The 19,605-nt window shown below is 72.0% G+C and carries 22 protein-coding genes; 8 read left to right on the top strand and 14 right to left on the bottom strand.

Annotated elements, in window-relative coordinates:
• Positions 1-153: 153 nt before the first annotated feature.
• The 8 genes from hemC to hemE all read right to left on the bottom strand — a co-directional run bounded on the left by hemC (position 154) and on the right by hemE (position 6,677).
• Complete coding sequence (hemC, locus tag CRP27_RS15750) at positions 154-1,125, bottom strand: hydroxymethylbilane synthase (protein WP_176505637.1); 972 nt, start codon at positions 1,123-1,125, stop codon at positions 154-156.
• A 14-nt stretch (positions 1,126-1,139) separates the two neighbouring features.
• The gene (locus CRP27_RS15745; protein WP_079237688.1) at positions 1,140-2,375 is read right to left on the bottom strand and encodes a ferrochelatase; all 1,236 of its coding nucleotides are present in this window, start codon (positions 2,373-2,375) and stop codon (positions 1,140-1,142) included.
• Positions 2,372-3,103 (bottom strand): hydrogen peroxide-dependent heme synthase, encoded by a 732-nt coding sequence (gene hemQ / locus CRP27_RS15740; RefSeq protein ID WP_097181518.1) that lies wholly within the window; start codon positions 3,101-3,103, stop codon positions 2,372-2,374. Before hemQ ends, CRP27_RS15745 begins: the two co-directional genes overlap by 4 nt.
• A gap of 69 nt (positions 3,104-3,172) precedes the next feature.
• Positions 3,173-3,403: a DUF3618 domain-containing protein gene (locus CRP27_RS15735; RefSeq protein ID WP_022906123.1), complete on the bottom strand. Its 231-nt coding sequence runs from the start codon at positions 3,401-3,403 to the stop codon at positions 3,173-3,175.
• Positions 3,404-3,439: 36 nt separating this feature from the next.
• Complete coding sequence (locus tag CRP27_RS15730) at positions 3,440-3,898, bottom strand: phage holin family protein (RefSeq protein ID WP_079237687.1); 459 nt, start codon at positions 3,896-3,898, stop codon at positions 3,440-3,442.
• Positions 3,895-4,149, bottom strand: coding sequence for a hypothetical protein (locus CRP27_RS15725; RefSeq protein ID WP_079237686.1), 255 nt, complete (start codon positions 4,147-4,149; stop codon positions 3,895-3,897). Before CRP27_RS15725 ends, CRP27_RS15730 begins: the two co-directional genes overlap by 4 nt.
• A 99-nt stretch (positions 4,150-4,248) precedes the next feature.
• Entirely contained in the window at positions 4,249-5,565 is a 1,317-nt protein-coding gene (locus CRP27_RS15720; RefSeq protein ID WP_255257617.1) for an NAD(P)/FAD-dependent oxidoreductase, read from the bottom strand.
• The gene (hemE, locus tag CRP27_RS15715; RefSeq protein WP_097181517.1) at positions 5,562-6,677 is read right to left on the bottom strand and encodes a uroporphyrinogen decarboxylase; all 1,116 of its coding nucleotides are present in this window, start codon (positions 6,675-6,677) and stop codon (positions 5,562-5,564) included. Before hemE ends, CRP27_RS15720 begins: the two co-directional genes overlap by 4 nt.
• Before the next feature lie 90 nt (positions 6,678-6,767).
• On the opposite strand from hemE, the gene CRP27_RS15710 reads away from it, so the two are divergent.
• Positions 6,768-8,090: a glutamyl-tRNA reductase gene (locus CRP27_RS15710; RefSeq protein WP_097181586.1), complete on the top strand. Its 1,323-nt coding sequence runs from the start codon at positions 6,768-6,770 to the stop codon at positions 8,088-8,090.
• Between the two features lie 17 nt (positions 8,091-8,107).
• Positions 8,108-8,518, top strand: a complete 411-nt coding sequence (locus CRP27_RS15705) for an NUDIX domain-containing protein (RefSeq protein ID WP_255257616.1) — start codon at positions 8,108-8,110, stop codon at positions 8,516-8,518.
• Here the strand turns inward: CRP27_RS15705 and CRP27_RS15700 are convergent.
• Positions 8,515-9,789, bottom strand: a complete 1,275-nt coding sequence (locus CRP27_RS15700) for a Fic family protein (protein WP_217990750.1) — start codon at positions 9,787-9,789, stop codon at positions 8,515-8,517. The genes CRP27_RS15705 and CRP27_RS15700 overlap by 4 nt on opposite strands.
• 55 nt (positions 9,790-9,844) lie before the next feature.
• Positions 9,845-10,132, bottom strand: coding sequence for a hypothetical protein (locus CRP27_RS15695; protein ID WP_079237682.1), 288 nt, complete (start codon positions 10,130-10,132; stop codon positions 9,845-9,847).
• A gap of 122 nt (positions 10,133-10,254) precedes the next feature.
• Between CRP27_RS15695 and CRP27_RS15690 the strand changes: the two genes are divergently transcribed.
• Together CRP27_RS15690 and CRP27_RS15685 are read left to right on the top strand one after the other, a co-directional pair.
• Complete coding sequence (locus tag CRP27_RS15690; protein ID WP_097181515.1) at positions 10,255-10,908, top strand: DUF4232 domain-containing protein; 654 nt, start codon at positions 10,255-10,257, stop codon at positions 10,906-10,908.
• A gap of 19 nt (positions 10,909-10,927) precedes the next feature.
• Complete coding sequence (locus tag CRP27_RS15685; protein ID WP_097181514.1) at positions 10,928-11,344, top strand: GNAT family N-acetyltransferase; 417 nt, start codon at positions 10,928-10,930, stop codon at positions 11,342-11,344.
• Here CRP27_RS15685 and CRP27_RS15680 read toward each other — a convergent pair.
• The gene (locus tag CRP27_RS15680) at positions 11,341-11,685 is read right to left on the bottom strand and encodes a YciI family protein (RefSeq protein WP_097181513.1); all 345 of its coding nucleotides are present in this window, start codon (positions 11,683-11,685) and stop codon (positions 11,341-11,343) included. The two genes, CRP27_RS15685 and CRP27_RS15680, sit on opposite strands and share 4 nt — an antisense overlap.
• A 24-nt stretch (positions 11,686-11,709) precedes the next feature.
• Between CRP27_RS15680 and CRP27_RS15675 the strand changes: the two genes are divergently transcribed.
• Positions 11,710-12,552, top strand: a complete 843-nt coding sequence (locus tag CRP27_RS15675) for a phosphotransferase family protein (RefSeq protein WP_255257615.1) — start codon at positions 11,710-11,712, stop codon at positions 12,550-12,552.
• A 2-nt stretch (positions 12,553-12,554) separates the two neighbouring features.
• Here the strand turns inward: CRP27_RS15675 and CRP27_RS15670 are convergent, their stop codons facing one another.
• Both CRP27_RS15670 and CRP27_RS15665 read right to left on the bottom strand, forming a co-directional pair.
• Positions 12,555-13,511 carry a serine hydrolase gene (locus CRP27_RS15670; protein WP_097181512.1) on the bottom strand — a complete coding sequence of 319 codons (957 nt, stop codon included), beginning with the start codon at positions 13,509-13,511 and terminating at the stop codon, positions 12,555-12,557.
• Positions 13,511-15,475 (bottom strand): M13 family metallopeptidase, encoded by a 1,965-nt coding sequence (locus CRP27_RS15665; RefSeq protein ID WP_097181511.1) that lies wholly within the window; start codon positions 15,473-15,475, stop codon positions 13,511-13,513. The genes CRP27_RS15670 and CRP27_RS15665 overlap by 1 nt, the downstream gene beginning before the upstream one ends.
• Before the next feature lie 99 nt (positions 15,476-15,574).
• Here CRP27_RS15665 and CRP27_RS15660 point away from each other — a divergent pair, with 99 nt between their 5' ends.
• Positions 15,575-16,894: a uracil-xanthine permease family protein gene (locus tag CRP27_RS15660; protein ID WP_303622058.1), complete on the top strand. Its 1,320-nt coding sequence runs from the start codon at positions 15,575-15,577 to the stop codon at positions 16,892-16,894.
• 60 nt (positions 16,895-16,954) lie between these two features.
• Here the strand turns inward: CRP27_RS15660 and CRP27_RS15655 are convergent, their stop codons facing one another.
• On the bottom strand, positions 16,955-17,617 hold the full coding sequence (locus CRP27_RS15655) for a GAP family protein (RefSeq protein WP_176505636.1): 663 nt from the start codon (positions 17,615-17,617) through the stop codon (positions 16,955-16,957).
• Between the two features lie 132 nt (positions 17,618-17,749).
• Between CRP27_RS15655 and CRP27_RS15650 the strand changes: the two genes are divergently transcribed.
• Positions 17,750-19,072, top strand: coding sequence for an MATE family efflux transporter (locus CRP27_RS15650; RefSeq protein ID WP_176505646.1), 1,323 nt, complete (start codon positions 17,750-17,752; stop codon positions 19,070-19,072).
• 73 nt (positions 19,073-19,145) lie between these two features.
• Positions 19,146-19,601, top strand: coding sequence for a DUF1772 domain-containing protein (locus CRP27_RS15645; RefSeq protein ID WP_097181508.1), 456 nt, complete (start codon positions 19,146-19,148; stop codon positions 19,599-19,601).
• The last annotated feature ends 4 nt before the right edge of the window (positions 19,602-19,605 follow it).

Genomic DNA, 19,605 nt, shown 5'->3' with positions numbered 1-19,605 from the left:
GCCAGGGGTGCGGGGTCCTCCGGTGCCTCCGTCCCGATGAGCGGGACGATCCGCGGGTCGAGGCCGCGGTCGCGTGCCGCAGCGGCCACACGGTCGCCCCAGTCGCCACCCCGGGGGATGACGACGACGGGCGACCGCGTGTCCGTGACGGGCCTACTCGGCGGAGGAGGCGATGTCGGCCAGCTCGGCCGCACCGTTCTCGAGCAGTTCGGCGGCGACGCGCGCGCCCACCTCGAGCGCCTCGGCCAGGCGGTCCTGCGCGGATCCCTCGAGCACCGACGCGTGCGAGGCGGTGCGGTACTCGGAGCCGTCGGGACGGTAGACCGTCGCCGAGACGAGCAGGAGTTCGGCATCGACGATCGCCGTCGCACCGATGGGGGCTGAGCAGCCGGCCTCGAGCTTCGCGAGGACTGCACGTTCGGCCGACACCGTCAGACGGGTCGGGGCGTGCTCGATCCTGCCGAGCGCGGCGAGCAGGTTCCGGTCGGTCTCGTCCGCCCGGATCTCGACCGCGAGCGCACCCTGGCCGGGAGCGCTCGGCCAGAAGCCGAGGTCCAGGAGCTCGGTCGCCTCGTTCAGCCGGTCGATCCGACCGAGGCCGGCGGCGGCGAGCACCACGGCGTCGAGGTCGTCCTCGACACGGCCGAGACGGGTGTCGATGTTCCCGCGGATGTCGACGACGTCGAGGTCGGGACGCTTGGCCTTGAGCTGCGCCACGCGGCGCGGCGACCCGGTGCCGACCTTCGCGCCGTCGGGCAGGGTCTCGAGCGTCGCGGCGTTCCGGGCGACCAGGACGTCACGGGCGTCGGCGCGCTTCGGCACCGCACCGATCCGCAGGCCGGGGTACGGCGCGGTCGGCAGGTCCTTCAGCGAGTGCACGAGCACGTCGACCTCGTTCGCGACGAGGGCCTCACGCAGCGCACTGGCGAAGACGCCGGTGCCGCCGAGGCTCGCGAGCGAGGCACGGTTCGTGTCGCCCTCGCTCGTCACCGTGACGAGTTCGACCGGACGGCCGGACGCCTTCGCGAGACGGTCGGCGATGTCCTGGGACTGCGCGACCGCGAGCCGGCTGGCGCGGGTGCCGAGGCGGATCGGCGCCGGACCGCCGGCTGCTTCGTCCGTCACGCCTGCTCCGTTCGTCACGGGGCGAGCCCTGCGGCGGCGGGCTTGAACCCGGCGCGCACGTTCTCGCAGCAGCCCGGACGGCAGACGTCGTACCAGGGGCCGAGGTCCGTCTCGTGCGGGCGCTCGCTCGTCGGCGTCCCGTTGACGCGTTCGAGGACGAGGTCCACCAGGCCGGCGACGTAGGCCGGGTCGACGCCGGGGGTCTGCGTGCGGACCGACCAGAAGCCGAGCTCGCCTGCGGTCTCGGTGGCTTCTTCGTCGAGGTCCCACATGACCTCCATGTGGTCGCTCACGAAGCCGAGCGGGACGATGAGGACCGCACGGGTCGGGCCGCCCTTGAGCGTCTCGTTCATGTAGTCGTTGATGTCCGGCTCGAGCCACGGCTGCGACGGCGGGCCAGAACGCGACTGGTAGACGAGCTTCCACGGCGGCGTGCTCGTGCCGCGGAGGGACGCGTGCTCCGGGAGTTCGAGCAGTTCGGCCCACGCCTGGTCGAGGACGACCTGCGCCACGGCGAGGTGCTGGGCCTCGTAGGCGCCGTGCTCGTCGAAGCCGCGGTAGTCCGGGCCGGACTTCGCGGCGTCGGTCGACGGGATCGAGTGCGTCGAGAACAGCACGTGCAGCTCGGTCGCGACGTCGAGGCCGTCGTTCTCGGCGATGGCCTGCGCCATGCCGTCACGGACACCGTCGACGAACGGTCGCACGAAGCCGGGGTGGTCGAAGAACTGCCGGACCTTGTCCACCTGGATCGTGTCGATCAGACCGGTCTCGGTGAGCACCCGGGCGTAGTCCTCGCGGTACTGGCGGCAGCTCGAGAACGACGAGTAGGCGCTCGTCGCGATCGCGATGAGCTTGTTGTAGCCGTTGTCGGCCGCCTCGGTGAACGCCTGCTCCAGGTAGGGCTCCCAGTTGCGGTTGCCCCAGAGCACCGGCATGTCGATGCCGCGTGACGCCAGCTCGGCCTCGAGCGCTGCCTTGAGCGCACGGTTCTGCGCGTTGATGGGGCTCACGCCCCCGAAGTGGCGGTAGTGGTGCGCCACTTCCTCGAGCCGCTCGTCCGGGATGCCGCGACCACGCGTCACGTTGCGGAGGAACGGGATGACGTCGTCCTGGCCCTCGGGTCCACCGAAGCCGGCGAGCAGGATCGCGTCGTACGCGACCGGGACCTCGACGTGCTCGGGGCCGTCGGCCGCTGCGGGCGTCGCTGCGAGGACGGCCTGACCGTTCGTGATGTTGGTCGTGTCGGTCATGACAGCACCTCCGGCAGCTCGGCGGTCGTCACCCGACGACCGGTGAAGAAGGGGACCTCCTCGCGCACGTGCAGGCGCGCCTCGGTGTAGCGCAGGTCGCGCATCAGGTCGACGAGGTCCACCAGGTCGGGGCTCTCGAGCGGCAGGATCCACTCGTAGTCGCTCAGCGCGAACGTGGCGATCGTGTTCGTGAGGACGCGGCGGTACTTCGCACCGGCGATGCCGTGGTCGCGGAGCATCTTCGAACGCTCGTCCTCTGGCAGGAGGTACCACTCGTAGGAGCGGACGAACGGGTACACCGTGATCCAGGCTTCCGGGTCCTTGCCGCGGAGGAACGCGGGGGTGTGCCGCTTGTTGAACTCGGCCTCGCGGTGCATGGCCATCGCGTGCCACACCGGCTCGGCGTCCTGGAACAGGCCGGTCCGGCGGATCTCGCGCAGCACGGACTGGATCGCCTGTGCGTCGTCGCCGTGCAGCCAGATCATCACGTCGGCGTCGGCGCGGAAGCCGGACACGTCGTAGAAGCCGCGGATCGTCACGCCGCGCTCGGCGGCGGCGGTCACGACGGCGTCGAGCTCGGCCACGGCGTCGTCACCGACGGTGTGGATCGGGCCGAGGGGCCGGCGGAACACGGCCCAGAGGGCGTACGCGGTGAGCAGGTTGGGGTCGATGCCGTCGGGGGCGGTCTCGTGGGCGTCGTGCGCGGACGAGGGCGCGGTGGAACTCATGGAATCCATTGTCCTATCGGTTGCCAGGGTGTTGGCCGCCCCGCATCCTGTGGACCGCGCTCGGGCGGTCTACCGCCGTCGGAGCACCGCTACGACGATACCCCCGACCACCGCCACGCCCGCTGCGAGCCCGGCCAGGTACGGCACCGGCTTCTCGTCGATCCCGCGCTTGACCTTCGAGGCCGCGATCCCGATCTGCTTCGGCACGTTGAGCTTGTCCTCGATCGCGTCGAGGGTGTCGAAGAGCTGGGCGCGGGTCGCTGCGACGCGGTCGGCCAGGTCGTCGTGCTGATCGGTCACGTGGTTCCTCCGAGGGGGTGGTGCGGGTCCGAGCCGCTAGAAGCGGCCACCGACGTCCGGCTTGCGGGTGCCGTACTGGGTCGGCGGGGTCGGCTTCTTGCCCAGGCCCTTCACCGCGTTGACGTCGTTCTTGACGCTGTCGATCGTGCGCTTCGGCGTGATCGGCAACCCGGTCTTCAGGCGCCTCCAGCCGAGGAGCCCGAGGATCGCGGCCACGAGCAGCATCGCGACGGCGATCACCAGCGCCGCGAGCCACGCGGGCATCACGGTCGCCAGCCCCATCACGGCGGCGGTCAGCAGGACGCCGATCGCGTACAGGACGATGACGAGCGCGCCCACGAGCAGACCGGCGGCGAGACCGAAGATCTTCGCCTTGGTCAGCATCTCGGCCTTGAGCAGGTTCAGCTCGCCCTTGACCAGCTCCTTGACGAGCTTGGGGACGTCGCCGACCAGGCCGAACAGCGAACGCGGCTTGCGGTCGCGGGTGTCGGTCATGAGGTGGCGTTGTCCTTCTTCTGGCCGACCTTGCGGACGACCTTCTTCGTCTGCTCACCGACGAACTCGGCGACGTCCGGGGTCTTGTCGGCGATGAAGTCCTCGGCGACGTGGACGCCCTTCTGGACGCCGTTGCTGTTCCAGATCTTGCCGCTGACGGTCTTGATCTGCTCGTACCGCGCCCGTCCGGCTCGCGATCCCAGGACGTACCCGAGTGCGGCGCCGGCGACGAACAGGAGCTTGCCTCGCATCTGCGATTCCTCCGTTGGGTCAGTGTGCGGTGGTCATGCGCCGAACGGAATACGTCCGGCGTTCCTGCAACAGTAGCCCTCCACCAGGGTGGGGTCCGCTCAGGAATCCAGGATGTGCTCAGCGGCGGCGCGCGATGAGGCCACGATCCCGGCGAGCCCCCGGCCGGTCGAGGCCTCCCCGATCGCGACGACCCCCTCCGCCAGACCGGCTGCGGTCGTGTCCGGGCCGTACCAGCGGACCCGTGTGGCGCCCACGACCGCGCCCGGTGCGACCGGCACGCCGAGCAGGGCGGTCGCGTCGCGGGTCGCGCGGGTCCCGGTGGCGTCGGTGGGGTCGACCGGGAGGCTCGTGGCGACGTCCGCCCCGCCGGTCGCGTCGGTCGCGTAGCTGAGTCGCAGGACGTGTCGGCCCGCGGCCGCCTCGGCGAGCCACGGCCACTTCACGGTCGCGTGCGTGATCGCCTTGGCAGCGACCCCGGTGGCGTCGGGGTGCACGAGCATCCCGGTCCCCCGTGGCGCCGCGTCCAGCTCGGGCTGGTCGACCACGAGGGTCACCAGCTCGATGCCCGTGCGCGCGGCCGGGGTCGTGCGAGCAGGATCCGGTGTCGAGGCGAGCACGTGCTCGGCCGGCAGACGCTCGGTCAGCCCGTCAGCGGAGACGATCTCGACCGCGTGCTCCTCGATCGCGGTCGCCCGGGTGTGCAGCCGGACGTCGACGCCGTACGTCTCGAGGTCGGCGACGAGTTCGTCCACGAGCCGGACGATGCCGCCACGGAGACCCTGCACCGCCGACCCCGCGGTCGCCCGGGCCCGGAGTGCGAGGACGGCGCGGGCCAGGGAGCCGTCGCGGAGCAGTGCAGCCCGGAGCCCGGGCGCCACGCGGTCCGGGTCGAGGCGGTCCGGGTGCGTGGAGTGCACGCCCGCGACGATCGGCACGACCAGGTCGTCGAGGACGCGTTCGCCCATGCGCTTCCGGACCAGCTCGCCGAGTGTCGTCGCCTTCGCACCGACGAGCGACGGCAGCAGGGAGTCCATCTGCGCCCGGAACGCGGCCCGCTGTCCGACGACCGCGAGCACGTCCGCCGCCATCGGGCTGCCCGGGATCCCCAGCAGGCCCGTCGCGGGGATCGGGAAGGTGCGGCCGTCGCGGGTCATCAGCCAGGCACCGCGGGGATCGGGAGTGGTGACGTCGTTGCCGAGCCCGAGCTCGATCGCGAGCCGTCCCACCGCGTCGTTGCGGGTCGCGAAGGAGTCGGCGGCCATGTCGAGGTCGAGTCCGGCGACCGTGTGCCGTCGGACCATCCCGCCGAGCACACCGGAGGCCTCGACGAGCACCACGTGCGCGCCGCCCTTCGCGAGGTCCCGGGCGGCGACGAGACCGGCGACCCCGCCGCCGACCACGACGACGTCGGTCACGCTGCGGCTCCGTCCGTCCCGTCGCCGAGCTCGTGGACGAGCGCCACGATCCGGGTGAGCACGGCCGGGTCGGTCTCCGGGGGCACCCCGTGCCCGAGGTTCACGACGTGCGCACGGGCCGCACCACCGCGGCGGACGACGTCGCGCACGTGGGCCTCGAGCACCTCCCACGGCGCGGAGAGCATCGCCGGGTCGACGTTGCCCTGCACAGTGACGCCCGTGCCGACGCGGCGGACGGCCTCGTCGAGCGGCAGGCGCCAGTCGACCCCGACCGCGTCGACGCCCACCGAGTCGGTGCCGAGCGTGGTCATGTCGCGCAGGACCTCGCCGCTGCCGACGCCGAAGTGGATGCGGGGGACGCCGAGGTCGGCCACGTGCGCCAGCGCCGCCGCGGAGTGCGGTGCGACGGACTGCACGTAGTCGGCGCGGGACAGCGAGCCGACCCACGAGTCGAAGAGCTGCGCGGCCGAGGCACCCGCGAGCACCTGCGCCCGGAGGAACGCCCCGGACACGTCGGCCGCCCAGGCGAGCAGGCGCGACCAGGTCTCCGGGTCCGAGTGCATGAGCGTGCGGGCGCGGATGTGGTCCTTCGACGGGCCGCCCTCCACCAGGTAGGCGGCCAGGGTGAACGGGGCACCCGCGAACCCGATGAGCGGGGTGTCCCCGAGCTGTTCGACGGTGCGTGCGACGGCCTCGGAGATCGGGGCGAGCGCTGCCGGGTCGAGCTGCTCGAGCGCATCGACGTCCGCCGCCGAACGGATCGGGGAGCCGAGGACCGGGCCCCGGCCTGGGACGATCTCGACGTCGACGCCCGCGAGCTTGATCGGGACGACGATGTCGCTGAAGAAGATGCCGGCGTCCACCCCGTGCCGGCGCACCGGCTGCAGGGTGATCTCCGACGCCATCGCCGGGTCGAGGCAGGCGTCGAGCATGGCCGTGCCGACACGGAGTTCGCGGTACTCGGGCAGCGATCGACCCGCCTGGCGCATGAACCACACCGGCAGGGTCTCCGGACGGTCACCGCGGAGCGCACGGACGAGCGGCGAGCCCGACGTGCGCCCGGAGACGAGCGGGTGCGAGGCGGGGAGGGAGCTGGTCGGTGCGTCGGTCACCGCATGATTCTCCCATCGGCGAACGGAACGTATCCCGTGCACGCATGATGCAGACCGGAGCCGGGCGGAACGCGGGTTACCATGGAAGACGTGCTCATCTGTCTCACGGCGTCGCACCGCAACGCCAGCTTCGATCTCCTGGAGCGACTGAGCATCGGCGCACCGACCGCCGCGAGCCGTCTCGTGACGGACTCCGACGTGCTGGACGGGGCCGTCGTCCTCGCCACGTGCAACCGCTTCGAGGCCTACCTCGACATCGCGGGCGACGACCGCGACTCCGCCGTCTCGGCCACCGTCGACGCCGTCGCCACCGCCAGTGACCTCGACCCCACCGAGGTCCTGCAGTCCGTCAACGTGCTCGGCGGCAAGGACGTCGTGCAGCACCTCTTCGCCGTCTCGAGCGGCCTCGAGTCCGTCGTCGTCGGCGAGACCGAGATCTCCGGGCAGGTCCGTCGCTCGCTCGAAGACGCCCGCTCGAACGGCACCACCACCTCGGACCTCGAGCGCCTCTTCCAGGAGGCAGCGCACACGTCCCGCGGCGTGAAGACCCGCACCCGGATCGGCGCCGCCGGCCGCTCGCTCGTGCGCCTCGGCCTCGAGCTCGCGTCGTCCCGCATCACCGACTGGGCGCACACCCGGGTGCTCCTCATCGGCACGGGCAGCTACGCCGCGACCACCATCGCCGCACTGCGCGACCGCGGAGCCACGACCATCCAGGTCTTCTCGCCGTCCGGTCGCGCCCCCTGGTTCGCCGCGAAGCACGACCTCGTCGCGGCCCACGACCTCCGCCGGGCCATCGGCACGAGCGACGTCGTCATCACCTGCACCTCGAGCGAGGTCCCGGTCGTCCAGGCCTCCGACCTCGACGACGGCGTCCGCCGCATCGTCATCGACCTCGGGCTCCCCCGCAACGTCCACCCCGACGCGGCAGCCGTCGACGGTGTCGAGATGCTCGACCTCGAGACGATCAGCATCCACGCCCCGGTCGCCGAGCTGAACGCCGAGTCCGAGGCCCGCGCGATGGTCGACGACGCCGTTTCCCGCTTCCGTGCGCAGGCGCTCGAGCAGTCGACCACGCCCGCGCTCGTGGCCTTCCGCAAGCACGTGTTCGACATCCTCGACGACGAGATCGACCGCGCCACGCGCCGCGCCGACGGTGACGACGCGGCGGCCGAGCAGACCGAACGAGCCCTCCGGCACCTCGTCGGCGTCCTGCTCCACCGCCCCTCCGTCCGCGCACGCGAACTCGGCCGCGCCGGACGCGGCGAGGAGTTCGTCGGCGCACTCGACACCCTGTTCGGCGTCCGACCCGAGCCCGAGGCGGAACTGCCGTCGCCCGTCGTGCCCCTCGCGGAGCGCACCGCGCCCGAGCGATCCGACCGGGACCGAGCCGACGAGGCGGACGCGAGCTGAGCCTCCCGTCCGACCCGGTGACCCTGCGCGTCAGTGCGCTGCTGCTGGTGCGTGACCGGCGCGTGCTCATGGTGCGCGCGCGAGCGCGCGACGTGCTCTACCTGCCGGGCGGCAAGGCCGAGCCGCACGAGACCGACGTCGAGGCCGTCATCCGCGAGGCGTTCGAGGAGACCGGCCTGCGGCTCACCGCCGACGACGTCGATGCCTTCGGCACCGTCACGGAGCCCGCACACGGGCAGGCTCCGGGGACGATGGTCGCCATGGCGCTGTTCCTCGTCCGGCCTGGAGGCACGCTGGACTCCGCCACGCCCGTCGCCTCGGCAGAGGTGGACGAGGTCGAGTGGGTCACCTCCGCGGACGCGGACCGGTGCCCGCCGGCGGGCGTCGAGACGCTCCGACGGCTCGTCGCGGCGGGACTCGTCGACTAGTCGTCGGACCGGGGCGGCGCAGCCGGAACGCGACGATTCGGCGGGGCCAGGGCAGTGTCTCCGACCGGTGACGCCAACCGACGTTCCAGCAGGGTCAGCGCGCCGATCACCGCGTCCGCCTCGAACACCCGGTTCCTCCGGCCCGCAGATCGCTGCGCGAGGACACCGCGCTCCACGAGGACCGACAGTGCGGTGTTCGCCGCTTGTTCGCTCTTGCCCGTCGCGACCGCGAAGGTGTGCACGGTCATCACCGGCATGCGCGGGCCCAGCTCGAGCACCGACCATGCTGCGGAGTCCGAGCGCACGCCGACGAGCGCTCCGCGCCAGCCGTCCTTGATCTCGGCAATCCGCGCTTCGAACTGCCCCATCCGGTCGACCACCTCCGCCATCGCGTCGGCGAAGAGCCGCACGAACTGGCCCGCTGCCGACTGCGCCGAGTCGCTGTCGGGAGCCGAGGTGTGACGGAACCGCTGGAGCGCTGCCTCGTACTCGGCTGCCCTCGTCGCCAGCACCAACGACACCGGCGGTGCCGAGTGGACCGTCACACCTCGCGAGCGGAGCACGGCGTGGATGAGGCCCCGGCCGATGCGTCCGTTGCCGTCGGCGAACGGGTGGATGGTCTCGAACTGCGCATGGGCGATCGCCGCGATCGCCATGGGAGGGAGCACGCTGGTGTTGATGAACTGCACGAGGTCGTCGAGCAACCCCGGCACTCGTTCCGGGATGGGCGGGACGAACACCGCCGAGGCCGGCGTCGGGCCACCGATCCAGTTCTGGATGCTCCGGACCCGTCCGCCGAGTTCGGGAGTGGTGGTTGCTGCCATGAGGCGTCGGTGCGCTTCCAGCACGATGTCGATCGTCACCGCTCGCCCCGGAACGACCGCCTCGGTGAGGTACGCCATGGCATCGATGTTGCCGAGCACCTCGCGCGCCGTGGTCCACGGGCCTGTCGGGCCCTGATCGCGGACTTCCTCCTCGAGGAGCTTCCGGGGAGAGACCTCGAGGCCCTCGATCATCGACGAACCAACGGCTTCCGCACGGAGGAGCATCCGACCGAGCGCGTCCGCGGACCCCAGGACGGTCGTCCGTGTCTCGGACTCGGCGAGCGCAACCGTCGCCTCGAGGACCGCTCGACCGTCGATGTCCGTCAGTGCGTGAGGTCGCGCGGCAAGACGATCCGGGACGTAGGCGTCGAAGACCATCGGCGCCCTGAAGGCCCGCGACGGAGAGCCGGGGTCACCCGGCCGCCGGACGGTCTCGTAGGAAGCCATGTCCTGATGATCCCATGATCAAGCTTGTGGTCACAAACTTGATCATGGCCCGGCATCAGGAAGGATTGGAACCGGTCTCGGTGTCCGTGTAGTGGCCGACCTCGCCGTCCGGCGTGGGCTCGGCCTCGCCGGGGATGTCGGATTCGACGTACTCGCCCTCGCCGTCGCCGCCCTCGGGACGGGTCTCGCCGGGGATGTCGCTCGAGACGAACTCGCCGGCCGGCTCGTTCGACGCCACCGGGGTCTCGCCGGGGATCTCGCTGTCCGTGAAGGAACCCGCGCGCGGCTCGACGCCGTCCGAACGGCCCTCGTCGCCCCGTGCCTGTTCGTGCTTGCCTGCCATGTCGACCTCCGTTGCTCGTGCGCTGGTGTTGCTCGTGCGCTGGCGCGCGTGCTCCGGAGTGTGCTCGTGACGGCTGGGTGCCACCCGAGTCGTGTACCCCGGCACGGTGATTGCGTTGGGACATGCAACGTCGCGTTCGTCCGGTCCTCTTCGTCGCCGCCGGCTTGGCCGCGGTCGGGCTCCTCGCCGGGTGCTCGTCGGGTGGCACCGCGACACCGACGGCGACGGCCACGAAGACCGTCACTGCGGCACCGTCGTCGTCCTCGCCGTCCGCCACCACGTCGACCCCCGCGGCGGCGACGCCGACACCCGCGGGTGGTGCGGGCGCCGGGACGGCGGTGTGCCCCGCATCCTCGTTGACGGGGAGCATCGCTGCCGGCAGCGGCGGTGCGGCCGGGAGCACGTACGTGCACCTCGTCCTGCGGAACACCGGGTCCTCGACCTGCACGCTGCAGGGCTGGCCCGGGGTCTCGTTCGTCGGCGAGACGAACGGCACCCAGCTCGGGAACGCCGCCTCCGAGGACCGTGCCTCCGCGCACCCGACCGTCACCCTCGCAGCCGGGCAGAAGGCGGTGGCACCACTCAGGATCACCAACGCCGAGAACTACCCGTCCGGGCAGTGCGACCCGATCTCGCCCGACGGCCTCCGCGTCTACCCGCCCGGGTCGAAGCAGTCACTGTTCGTGGCCGCGACCGAGTACACCGCGTGCCGGTCCACCGCCGTCACCGTGCTGAACGTGCAGGCGCTCGTCCCGGAGGGCCAGGCCGCCGACTGACGTCTGCGACGATGACCGCATGGTGACGATCACGGCGGAACTCCCGGGACGGGACGAGCTCCTCGGCCTGTACGACGGCGTCGGGTGGACGACCTACACGCGGGACCCGGACGCGCTCCTCGCCGCGGTCGCCGGGTCGCACCTCGTGCTGACGGCCCGAGTCCACTCGGGTGCACTGGTCGGGCTCGTCCGGACGGTGTCCGACGGTGTGACGATCGTGTACGTGCAGGACGTGCTCGTGCTGCCGTCGCACCAGGGAGCGGGCATCGGTGGGCGCCTGCTCGATGCCGTCCTCGAGCGGTACGCCCACGTTCGGCAGACCGTGCTCCTCACCGATGCCGAGCCGGGCCAGCGGGCGTTCTACGAGTCGCGGGGGCTCGTCGAGGTGCACGACGTGGAACCGCACCCGCTGCGGTCGTTCGTGCTGCTCCGCTAGGACTCGGGATCGTCCAGGAACTCGCGGACCTCCTGCGCGCACCGACACGCGACCGCGAACTTCGCCGCCCACCGAAGGGCCTCGTCCCGGGTTGGGAGGTCGAGGATGCAGAAACCCCCGATGAAGGTCTCCTTGCCCGGTCGGACGGCTGGATCGTGGACGGTGCCGTCGACGTCGACGACCGCACCACCCGCAGCCTCGGGCAGTCCGCCGCCGAACACCCAGACACCGGCGGCCTTCGCCTCGCGCAGGACGGCGTGCGTGGCCTCGGACACGGCGTCCAGCTCGGCCATCGGGAACACCATCGTTCCCTCGTCGAAGGAGATCAGGTACTTGCTCACGGGCGCGACAGTACGCTCGTCGGCGTGGACCAGCTCACCTCACCGGCCCTCGTCGCCGCCGCGGCGGATCTGCTCGGCCGGTCGCTGACCCTCGACCGCGAACTCACCGGCGGTCAGCACGCCCGGACCCTCATGGTCGTCGACGGCGACACCCGGGTCGTGGTCCGGATGTTCCCGCGCGGCGACGACGCGGTCCGGCGGGAGCGTGAGGTGCTGCGACGGGTCGGCCCCCTCGGACCGCTCGCACCGCGGCTCCTCGCGCACGGTGCGGCGCAGGGACACCCGGTGATCGTCACCGACGCCGTACCCGGCGGTCCGCCGGCGCCGGACCTCGACCCGGTCGTGATCGGCGAGCGGATGGGCACCGCCCTCGCCGCGATCCACAGCCTCGATCCGGTCGGGCTGCCCGACGAGTCACGCCAGCCCACACGGCGCGCGGGACGACTCGCCACGAACGCGCACGAGGCCTGGCGCGAGGTCGACCTCGACCGGGTGCTCACCCACGGTGACTTCTGGAGCGGCAACACCCTCTGGGAGGGTGACCGGTTGACGGGGATCGTCGACTGGTCGGGTGCCATGTCCGCCCCGCGCGGCGTGGACGTCGCCTGGTGCCGGCAGGACCTCGTGCTCCTCGGGTCCACGGTCGCCGCGGACCGGTTCCTCGACGCCTACGAGCGCGCGACCGGCAGACGTGTGCGCGACGTGCGCGCCTGGGACGTCATCGCCGCGGCTCGGGCAGACGCGTACGTCGAGACCTGGGCACCGAACTACGCCGGCATCGGGCGGCCCGAGGTCGACGGTCGCGTGCTCCGGTCGCGCTTCGACGCATGGGTCGGTTCCCTCATCGGCACGCGGCTGCAGCGCTGACGTCAGCGCACGGCTGGCTCGTGCACGACCTCGAGCACCTCGGTACCCAGGGTCCGCATCGCCTCCACCACCGCGAGCCGGCGCTGCAGCGAGGCGTCGTCGAACGTGACGGTCACGGCGTAGCTCACGGACGATCCGGGTCCGCGGAGGATCCCCGCCTCGGCACGGACCCCCGTGCTCGACCCGGTGACGGCCACGACCTGGAGCCCGTGGTCGAGTGCACGGTGCGCGAGCGGGTCCAGCCCGAACGAGCCCGCCACGAGGCTGAGGTCGCTCGCGAGTGACAGCCACCCGAGCACGCGGTTCGACACGGCTTCGTCCACGACCTCGCCGAGGGCCAGCCCGCGCATCAACCAGGCGAGTTCACCCGTGGGCGCGACGGACGCGTCCGGGGCGTCGTCCGGCCCGCGGCGGTCACGGACCCGGTCGATGAGGGCGGTCCGCTCGATCCCGAGCGACTCCGCGCGCTCACGGACCGCGTCGATCCCGACGGTCGACAGCAGGGCGTTCATCGCCCACGCGTCAGCGTTCGCACCGACGAGGGTCGCGAGGTCGGGCACCTGCATCGTCGGCTCCTGCAAGAACTGCCAGAGCCCGGCACCCGTCGCGGTGTCGCGCGCCATCCGCTGCAGTCGGTCGCCGTGCAGTCCGCCGTCCTCCAGGCGCGCGGCGACCTCGACGAGCAGCAGCACCCGACCGAGACTCGCCACCGGCTGGACGAGCGTGTCGTCCACCGCCAGCAGCGACTTCCCGGTCGAGGTGTCGATGACGGACGCACTGACGGACGCACCGTCGCGCGCGATCGTGCCCAGTGCCTCCAGGGTGGACGCGAATCGTTCGTCGACGCCGCCGCGGTGCCGACCGCGCGCACGACCGTCGGCACCGCCGACGTGCTGTCGTCGACGCGACCGTCGAGCCGCTCCCGGTTCCGACGACGGAGCCGCGTCGGGCTCGGCCATCACCAGATCGAGACGCGCTGGGCCGGGTCGAGGTACATCGCGTCCCGCTCCGTCACGCCGAAGGTGTCGTACCAGACGTCGATGTTGCGGACGACCTGGTTGCAGCGGAACTCGTTCGGCGAGTGCGGGTCGATGCTCAGGAGCCGGGCTGCCTCCTCCGGGCGGATCGCCATCCGCCACGCCTGGGCCCAGCTGAGGAAGAACCGCTCGGCGCCGGTCAGACCGTCCACCACCGGCGGCTCCTGTCCGTCGAGGGACAGCAGGTACGCCTTCCACGCGATCGACAGGCCGCCGAGGTCACCGATGTTCTCGCCGATCGTCAGCGCACCGTTGACGTGACCGTCCGGGACCTCGGTCGGGACGAGCGCGTCGTACTGCGCGATCAGTGCCCTCGTGCGCTCCTCGAACGCGACCCGGTCGGCCTCGGTCCACCAGTCCTCGAGCCGCCCGTCGCCGTCGTACTGCGAGCCCTGGTCGTCGAATCCGTGGCCGATCTCGTGCCCGATGACGGCTCCGATCGCCCCGTAGTTGGCGGCGGCGTCACGCCCGGCGTCGAAGAACGGGAACTGCAGGATCGCGGCCGGGAAGACGATCTCGTTGAAGCCGGGGTTGTAGTACGCGTTGATCGTCTGCGGCGTCATGAACCACTCGTCGCGGTCGATCGGCTTGCCGATCTTCCCCAGCTCGCGGTCGACCTGGAACGACGCCACGGCGCGGACGTTGCCGATGAGGTCGTCGGCCGTCACCGGGAGTGCCGAGTAGTCGCGCCACTTCACCGGGTAGCCGATCTTCGGCGTGAACTTGTCGAGCTTGTCGAGCGCCCGCGCACGGGTCTCGTCGGTCATCCACTCGAGCGCCGTGATGCTCTGCCGGTATGCCTCGACGAGGTTCGCGACGAGGACGTCCATCGTCGCCTTCGAGGTCTCGTCGAAGTGCTCCTGCACGTAGATGCGCCCGACGGCCTCGCCCATCGCGCCCTCGACCAGGGAGACGCCACGCTTCCAGCGCTCGCGCTGCTTCGGCGCACCGGTGAGCGCGGTGCCGTAGAAGGAGAAGTTGGTCGCCGAGAACGCGCTCGTCAGGTACGCCGCGGAACCACGGATCACCTGCCAGCGGAGCCAGTCCTTCCAGCCGTCCAGCGGTTCGGTGCGGAGCAGCTCCGCCAGGCCCGTCACGAACGAGGGCTCCCGGACGACGACGGTCGAGAAGGCGCCGGAGGGGGCGTCGATGGCCTCCCACCACAGCTGCAGGTCGATCCCCTCGGCGAGCGCCGCGACCTCGGCCCACGGCAGCTTGTTGTAGGTCTTCTGGCTGTCACGCGTGGTGACGTTGTCCCAGTGCTTCGACGCCAGCGCGGTCTCGAGGGCGATGACGTGCTCGGTGCGGTCGCCGCCGTCCTCGAACCCGGCGAGGGGGAACATCGCGGCGACGAACTCGCGGTACTTCGTGCGGATGTCGGCGAAGCGGTCCTCGCGGTAGTACGACTCGTCGGGCAGCCCGAGGCCGGACTGCTCCAGGAACACGACGTAGGACTCGGGGTCACCCGGGTCGTTGTCGACGAAGAGCTGCAGGAAGCTCGGCAGACCGAGCCGCTCGAAGCGCCCGACGATCCGGATCACGTCGTCGGTCGAGTCGATCGCGGCGATCTCGGCGAGCAGCGGCTCGATCGGCGCGGTGCCGAGGGCCTCGAGCCGTTCCTCGTCGGTGAAGCACGTGAAGAGGTCGCCGACCTTGCGCTCCTCGGTGCCCGGTGCCGCCTGCTGCGAGCGCTCGATGATGTCCCGCACGGCGATCTCGGCGGCTTCGGCCAGCACCGTGAAGGAGCCGTACCGCGCCTTGTCGTCCGGGATCGGCGTCGCGTCGACCCACGAGCCGTTCACGTGGCGGTACAGGTCGTCCTGCGGGCGGACCGTGGCGTCCAGCTCGTCGGTGTGGATCCCGGAGGTGCTTGCGACGTCGGTCATGCGGTCCACGATAGCCACCGCCGCCACGATCGAGCAGGACGACCGCCGTCACCTGTGGAAACATGCCGGTACGGTCGTCGCATGGGACTTCCGTAGAAGCTGCACGGGGACGGCGCGACCGTCTCCTCGACGACGATCGTCGCGCCGGACGAGCGCCTCACCTGGGGCCGGACGATCGGCCTCGGCGTGCAGCACGTGGTCGCCATGTTCGGGGCGACGTTCCTCGTCCCGCTGCTGACCGGGTTCCCGCCGTCGACGACGCTGCTCTTCAGCGGCATCGGCACGATCCTGTTCCTGCTGATCACCGGGAACCGGCTGCCGAGCTACCTCGGCTCGTCCTTCGCCTTCATCGCGCCGATCGCCGCCGCGACGAAGATCGGCGGCATCCCGCTCGCGCTCTCCGGGATCATCGTGGTCGGCGCCCTGCTCGCGATCGTCGGTGCGGTCGTACACCTCGCGGGTGCCGGGTGGATCGACCGGCTCATGCCGCCCGTGGTGTCCGGCGCGATCGTGGCACTCATCGGGTTCAACCTCGCACCGTCGGCCCGCGACAACTTCACGAAGGCGCCGGTGGTGGCACTCATCACCCTCGGCGCGATCATCCTCGTGACGGTCCTGTTCAAGGGCCTGATCGGACGGCTGTCGATCGTGATCGGCGTCGTCGTCGGGTACGTCGCGGCGCTCATCGCCGGCGAGGTCTCGTTCGCCGCCGTCCACAAGGCAGCGTGGATCGGCCTGCCGGAGTTCACGGCGCCCGCGTTCGACCCGTCGCAGCTCGCGATCTACCTGGCGTTCGTGCCGGTCGTCCTGGCGCTCGTCGCCGAGAACGTCGGGCACGTGAAGGGCGTCGGGCAGCTGACCGGCCGCGACCTCACCCCGCTGACCGGTCGGGCGCTCTTCGCCGACGGCGTCTCCACCGTGCTCGCGGGCCTCGGCGGCGGCTCGGCGACCACCACCTACGGCGAGAACATCGGCGTGATGGCCGCGACCCGGGTGTTCTCGACGGCGGCGTACTGGGTGGCGGCGATCGTCGCCGTGCTGCTCGGGCTCTCCCCGAAGATCGGCGCCGTCATCTCGTCGGTCCCGCCGGGGGTCCTCGGCGGCGCGACCACCGCGCTCTACGGGCTCATCGGCGTCATCGGCATCCGGATCTGGGTCGAGAACCGCGTCGACTTCTCGAAGCCCAAGAACCAGCTCACCGCGGGCATCGCACTCATCATCGGGATCGCGGACTTCACGTTCTCGTTCGGCGAGGCGAGCTTCGGGGGCATCATCCTCGGCACGGTGGCCGCGATCGTCGTCTACCACCTGATGGACCTCGTCGGCCGGGCTCGCGGCACCGACGAGCCGACGCCGACGGCGTCCGACGCCGCGCACGCGGCGACCGGCGGCATCCCAGCGGATCCGCGACAGGACTGACCCGGCCGTCTCGTCCCGGCACCCGACGTGTCGAGGCGGGTCGCGCCTCCAGGCCGACGCTCAGCGCAGCCCGGTCAGCCCGATGACGAGCTGCACGACGCCGAGGACGACCAGGACCACCACGAGCGCGTGCGCACCCCACCGCGCGATCCACGAGCGCACGGCCTCGAGCGGCCGCTCGGCCCGCGGACCGAGCGCGACGGCGAGGACGACCGGCAGCAGCACGACGACGCCGGACGCGAGCACGAACACCGCGCCGACCCCGACCGTCGAGGCGGCCCGCGGGTCCGCGTCGCCGAGCGTCAGGCCGGCCGCGAACGCCAGGACGACCGACTTCGGGCTGACGAACAGGAGCGCCCCCAGGCCGAAGGCGCGCCCCGGACCGAGTGCCTCCATCGCGTCCGCCCACCGCGTGCTCGCCGGTGAGCCGTCCGGCAGACGGCGGCGCACCCACTGCCACGCGGCGAGCACGAAGAGCACCACCGACGCGATGAGCGCGACCAGCGCCTGCACCGGTGGGCCGTCATCCGTCGCCGCCGGGAGCTGCTCACCCACGGACACCGCGACGACGAGGGCGACCGCCACCGCTGCCATCCAGCCCGCCGCACACGCGACGGCCGAGCCGTAGCCACGCCGATGCCCGAGCAGGAACACGACCGACGCCACCGGCAGGGGGCTGAGCGCGATGCCGACCGCTCCCGGAACCAGTGCGGCGATGTCCACGCTCGGAGCGTATCCCGGCCTGGAGGCGCGGGTCGGCTCCGCCCCGTCCGCGCGGCCAGCGGGGTGGCCGGCCCCAGTGCCCGTGCCGCGCACGCTCCGCAGCACGGCCAGAATGGGTCGGTGCCCGGACCGATGCGACCCGCAGTGACCACCGAGCGACGTGCCGTCGACCGCGACATCGTCCGCCTCGCGGTGCCGGCGCTCGGCGCACTCGTCGTCGAGCCGCTGTTCCTGCTGACCGACACCGCGCTCGTCGGCCACCTCGGTGCGACGCCGCTCGCTGCGGTCGGACTCGCGGGCGCCGTGCTGCAGACCGTGACCGGGCTCCTCGTGTTCCTGGCGTACTCGACGACCCCGGCCGTCGCGCGGGCGCTCGGGGGCGGGGACCGACGCGGAGCCGTGCACGCCGGCATCGACGGGATGTGGCTGGCCTTCGGGTTGGGGGTCGTCCTCGCGCTCGTCGGCTGGCCGCTCGCCGGACCGCTCGTCGACCTGTTCGGTGCGTCGCCCGACGTCTCGGCGGCCGCGACCGCGTACCTGACGGTCTCGCTCGTCGGACTCCCCGGGATCCTGGTCGTGACCGCGTCCACCGGGCTGCTCCGCGGGCTGCAGGACACGAGGACCCCGCTCGTCGTCGCGACCGTCGGGTTCGTCACGAACGGGCTGCTCAACGCCCTCCTCATCTACGGCGCCGGCTGGGGCGTCGAGGGGTCGGCGGCCGGCACCGTCATCGTGCAGTGGGCGATGGCGATCGTGTACGTCCGCATCGCCGTCCGTGCGGCCCGTGCGTCGGGAGCACCGCTGCGCCCCGGCGCCTCCGGTGTCGCGCGGGCGCTGCGCTCCGGCGCGTGGCTGTTCCTCCGGACCGCGTCGCTGCGCGTGGCGATGCTCGCGACCGTCGGGGCCGCCGCCGGGCTCGGGACCGCCGGACTCGCGACCACACAGGTGGGTCTCACGGTGTTCTCGACCCTGGCGTTCGCGCTCGATGCGCTCGCGATCGCCGGACAGGCGCTCGTCGGACACGGCCTCGGCGCGCGCGACCCCTCGCGCGTGCGGTTGGTCACCCGGCGCCTCGTCCTGCTCGGGATCGCCGGTGGTGCGGTGCTCGGTGTGCTCACCCTCGCCGTCAGCGGGGTGCTCGGGCCGGTGTTCTCCGACTCGTCCGCCGTGCGTGGCGCGCTGCCCGCCGTGCTCGTGCTCATCGCCGTCGGGATGCCGATCGCCGGGTACGTGTTCGTGCTCGACGGCGTGCTGATCGGCGCCGGGGACGCCCGGTACCTCGCGATCGCGGGTGGCGTGAACCTCGTCGTGTACCTGCCGCTGCTCTGGTGGGCGGGTGGGACCCTCGCTGGGCTGTGGGCCGCGTTCGCGCTCGGGTACATCGGTGTCCGGGCGGTGACGCTCGGGGTGCGGGCGCACCGCCGCGGATGGATCGAGGACGCACTGGCGCGGTGACCACCGAGGTCGGAGGTGGTCCGCGTCAGCGTCGTGTCAGCGCGGCGTGAGGGGTTCGGACCAGGGTAGTGTCGTGAACGTCCTCCTCGTGGTCCACCTCGTCCTCGTCGGTGTGCTCGCCGGCGAGGAGTTCATCGTCCGCTGGGGCGTGCAACCCGCGATCGCCGCCCTGCCCGACGACGCCCACGTGCGCACGCGCATCGCGTTGGTGCGGTCCCTCAAGGTCGTGGTGCCGATCGTGATGGTGCCGGCGGTGCTGGCGTCCGTCGCCGTCCTCGTGACGGCCGGGGCTGGCGAAGGACTCGGGTGGCGCATCGCCGCGATGGCAGCGCTGGTCGTGTTCGTCCTCGCGTCGTTCCTCGGGACCGTGCCGATCAACATCGGCGTGAACGACTGGGACCCGGCTGACCCTCCCGCGGACTGGAAGGACGTCGTGCGGCGGTGGGAACGCATCGACGTCCTCCGGTCGAGCGCCGCGGCCGTCGCGTTCGTCCTGTTCACCATCGCGCTCGTCGTGACGACGAGCTGACCCC

The organism is Curtobacterium sp. 314Chir4.1 (assembly GCF_900215175.1).
In the GTDB taxonomy this organism is placed as follows: Bacteria; Actinomycetota; Actinomycetes; order Actinomycetales; family Microbacteriaceae; genus Curtobacterium; species Curtobacterium pusillum_A.
This window is presented reverse-complemented; position numbering and strand designations above follow the sequence as displayed.

Bases quoted from the DNA above. Each gene is read 5' to 3' on its own strand.
- CRP27_RS15745 (WP_079237688.1), bottom strand. From the start codon at position 2,375: ATGACCGACACGACCAACATCACGAACGGTCAGGCCGTCCTCGCAGCG.
- CRP27_RS15685 (WP_097181514.1), top strand. From the start codon at position 10,928: ATGGTGACGATCACGGCGGAACTCCCGGGACGGGACGAGCTCCTCGGC.
- CRP27_RS15690 (WP_097181515.1), top strand. From the start codon at position 10,255: ATGCAACGTCGCGTTCGTCCGGTCCTCTTCGTCGCCGCCGGCTTGGCC.
- CRP27_RS15670 (WP_097181512.1), bottom strand. From the start codon at position 13,511: ATGGCCGAGCCCGACGCGGCTCCGTCGTCGGAACCGGGAGCGGCTCGA.
- CRP27_RS15700 (WP_217990750.1), bottom strand. From the start codon at position 9,789: ATGGCTTCCTACGAGACCGTCCGGCGGCCGGGTGACCCCGGCTCTCCG.
- CRP27_RS15730 (WP_079237687.1), bottom strand. From the start codon at position 3,898: ATGACCGACACCCGCGACCGCAAGCCGCGTTCGCTGTTCGGCCTGGTC.
- hemQ (WP_097181518.1), bottom strand. From the start codon at position 3,103: ATGAGTTCCACCGCGCCCTCGTCCGCGCACGACGCCCACGAGACCGCC.
- CRP27_RS15725 (WP_079237686.1), bottom strand. From the start codon at position 4,149: ATGCGAGGCAAGCTCCTGTTCGTCGCCGGCGCCGCACTCGGGTACGTC.
- CRP27_RS15695 (WP_079237682.1), bottom strand. From the start codon at position 10,132: ATGGCAGGCAAGCACGAACAGGCACGGGGCGACGAGGGCCGTTCGGAC.
- CRP27_RS15650 (WP_176505646.1), top strand. From the start codon at position 17,750: ATGCGACCCGCAGTGACCACCGAGCGACGTGCCGTCGACCGCGACATC.
- CRP27_RS15665 (WP_097181511.1), bottom strand. From the start codon at position 15,475: ATGACCGACGTCGCAAGCACCTCCGGGATCCACACCGACGAGCTGGAC.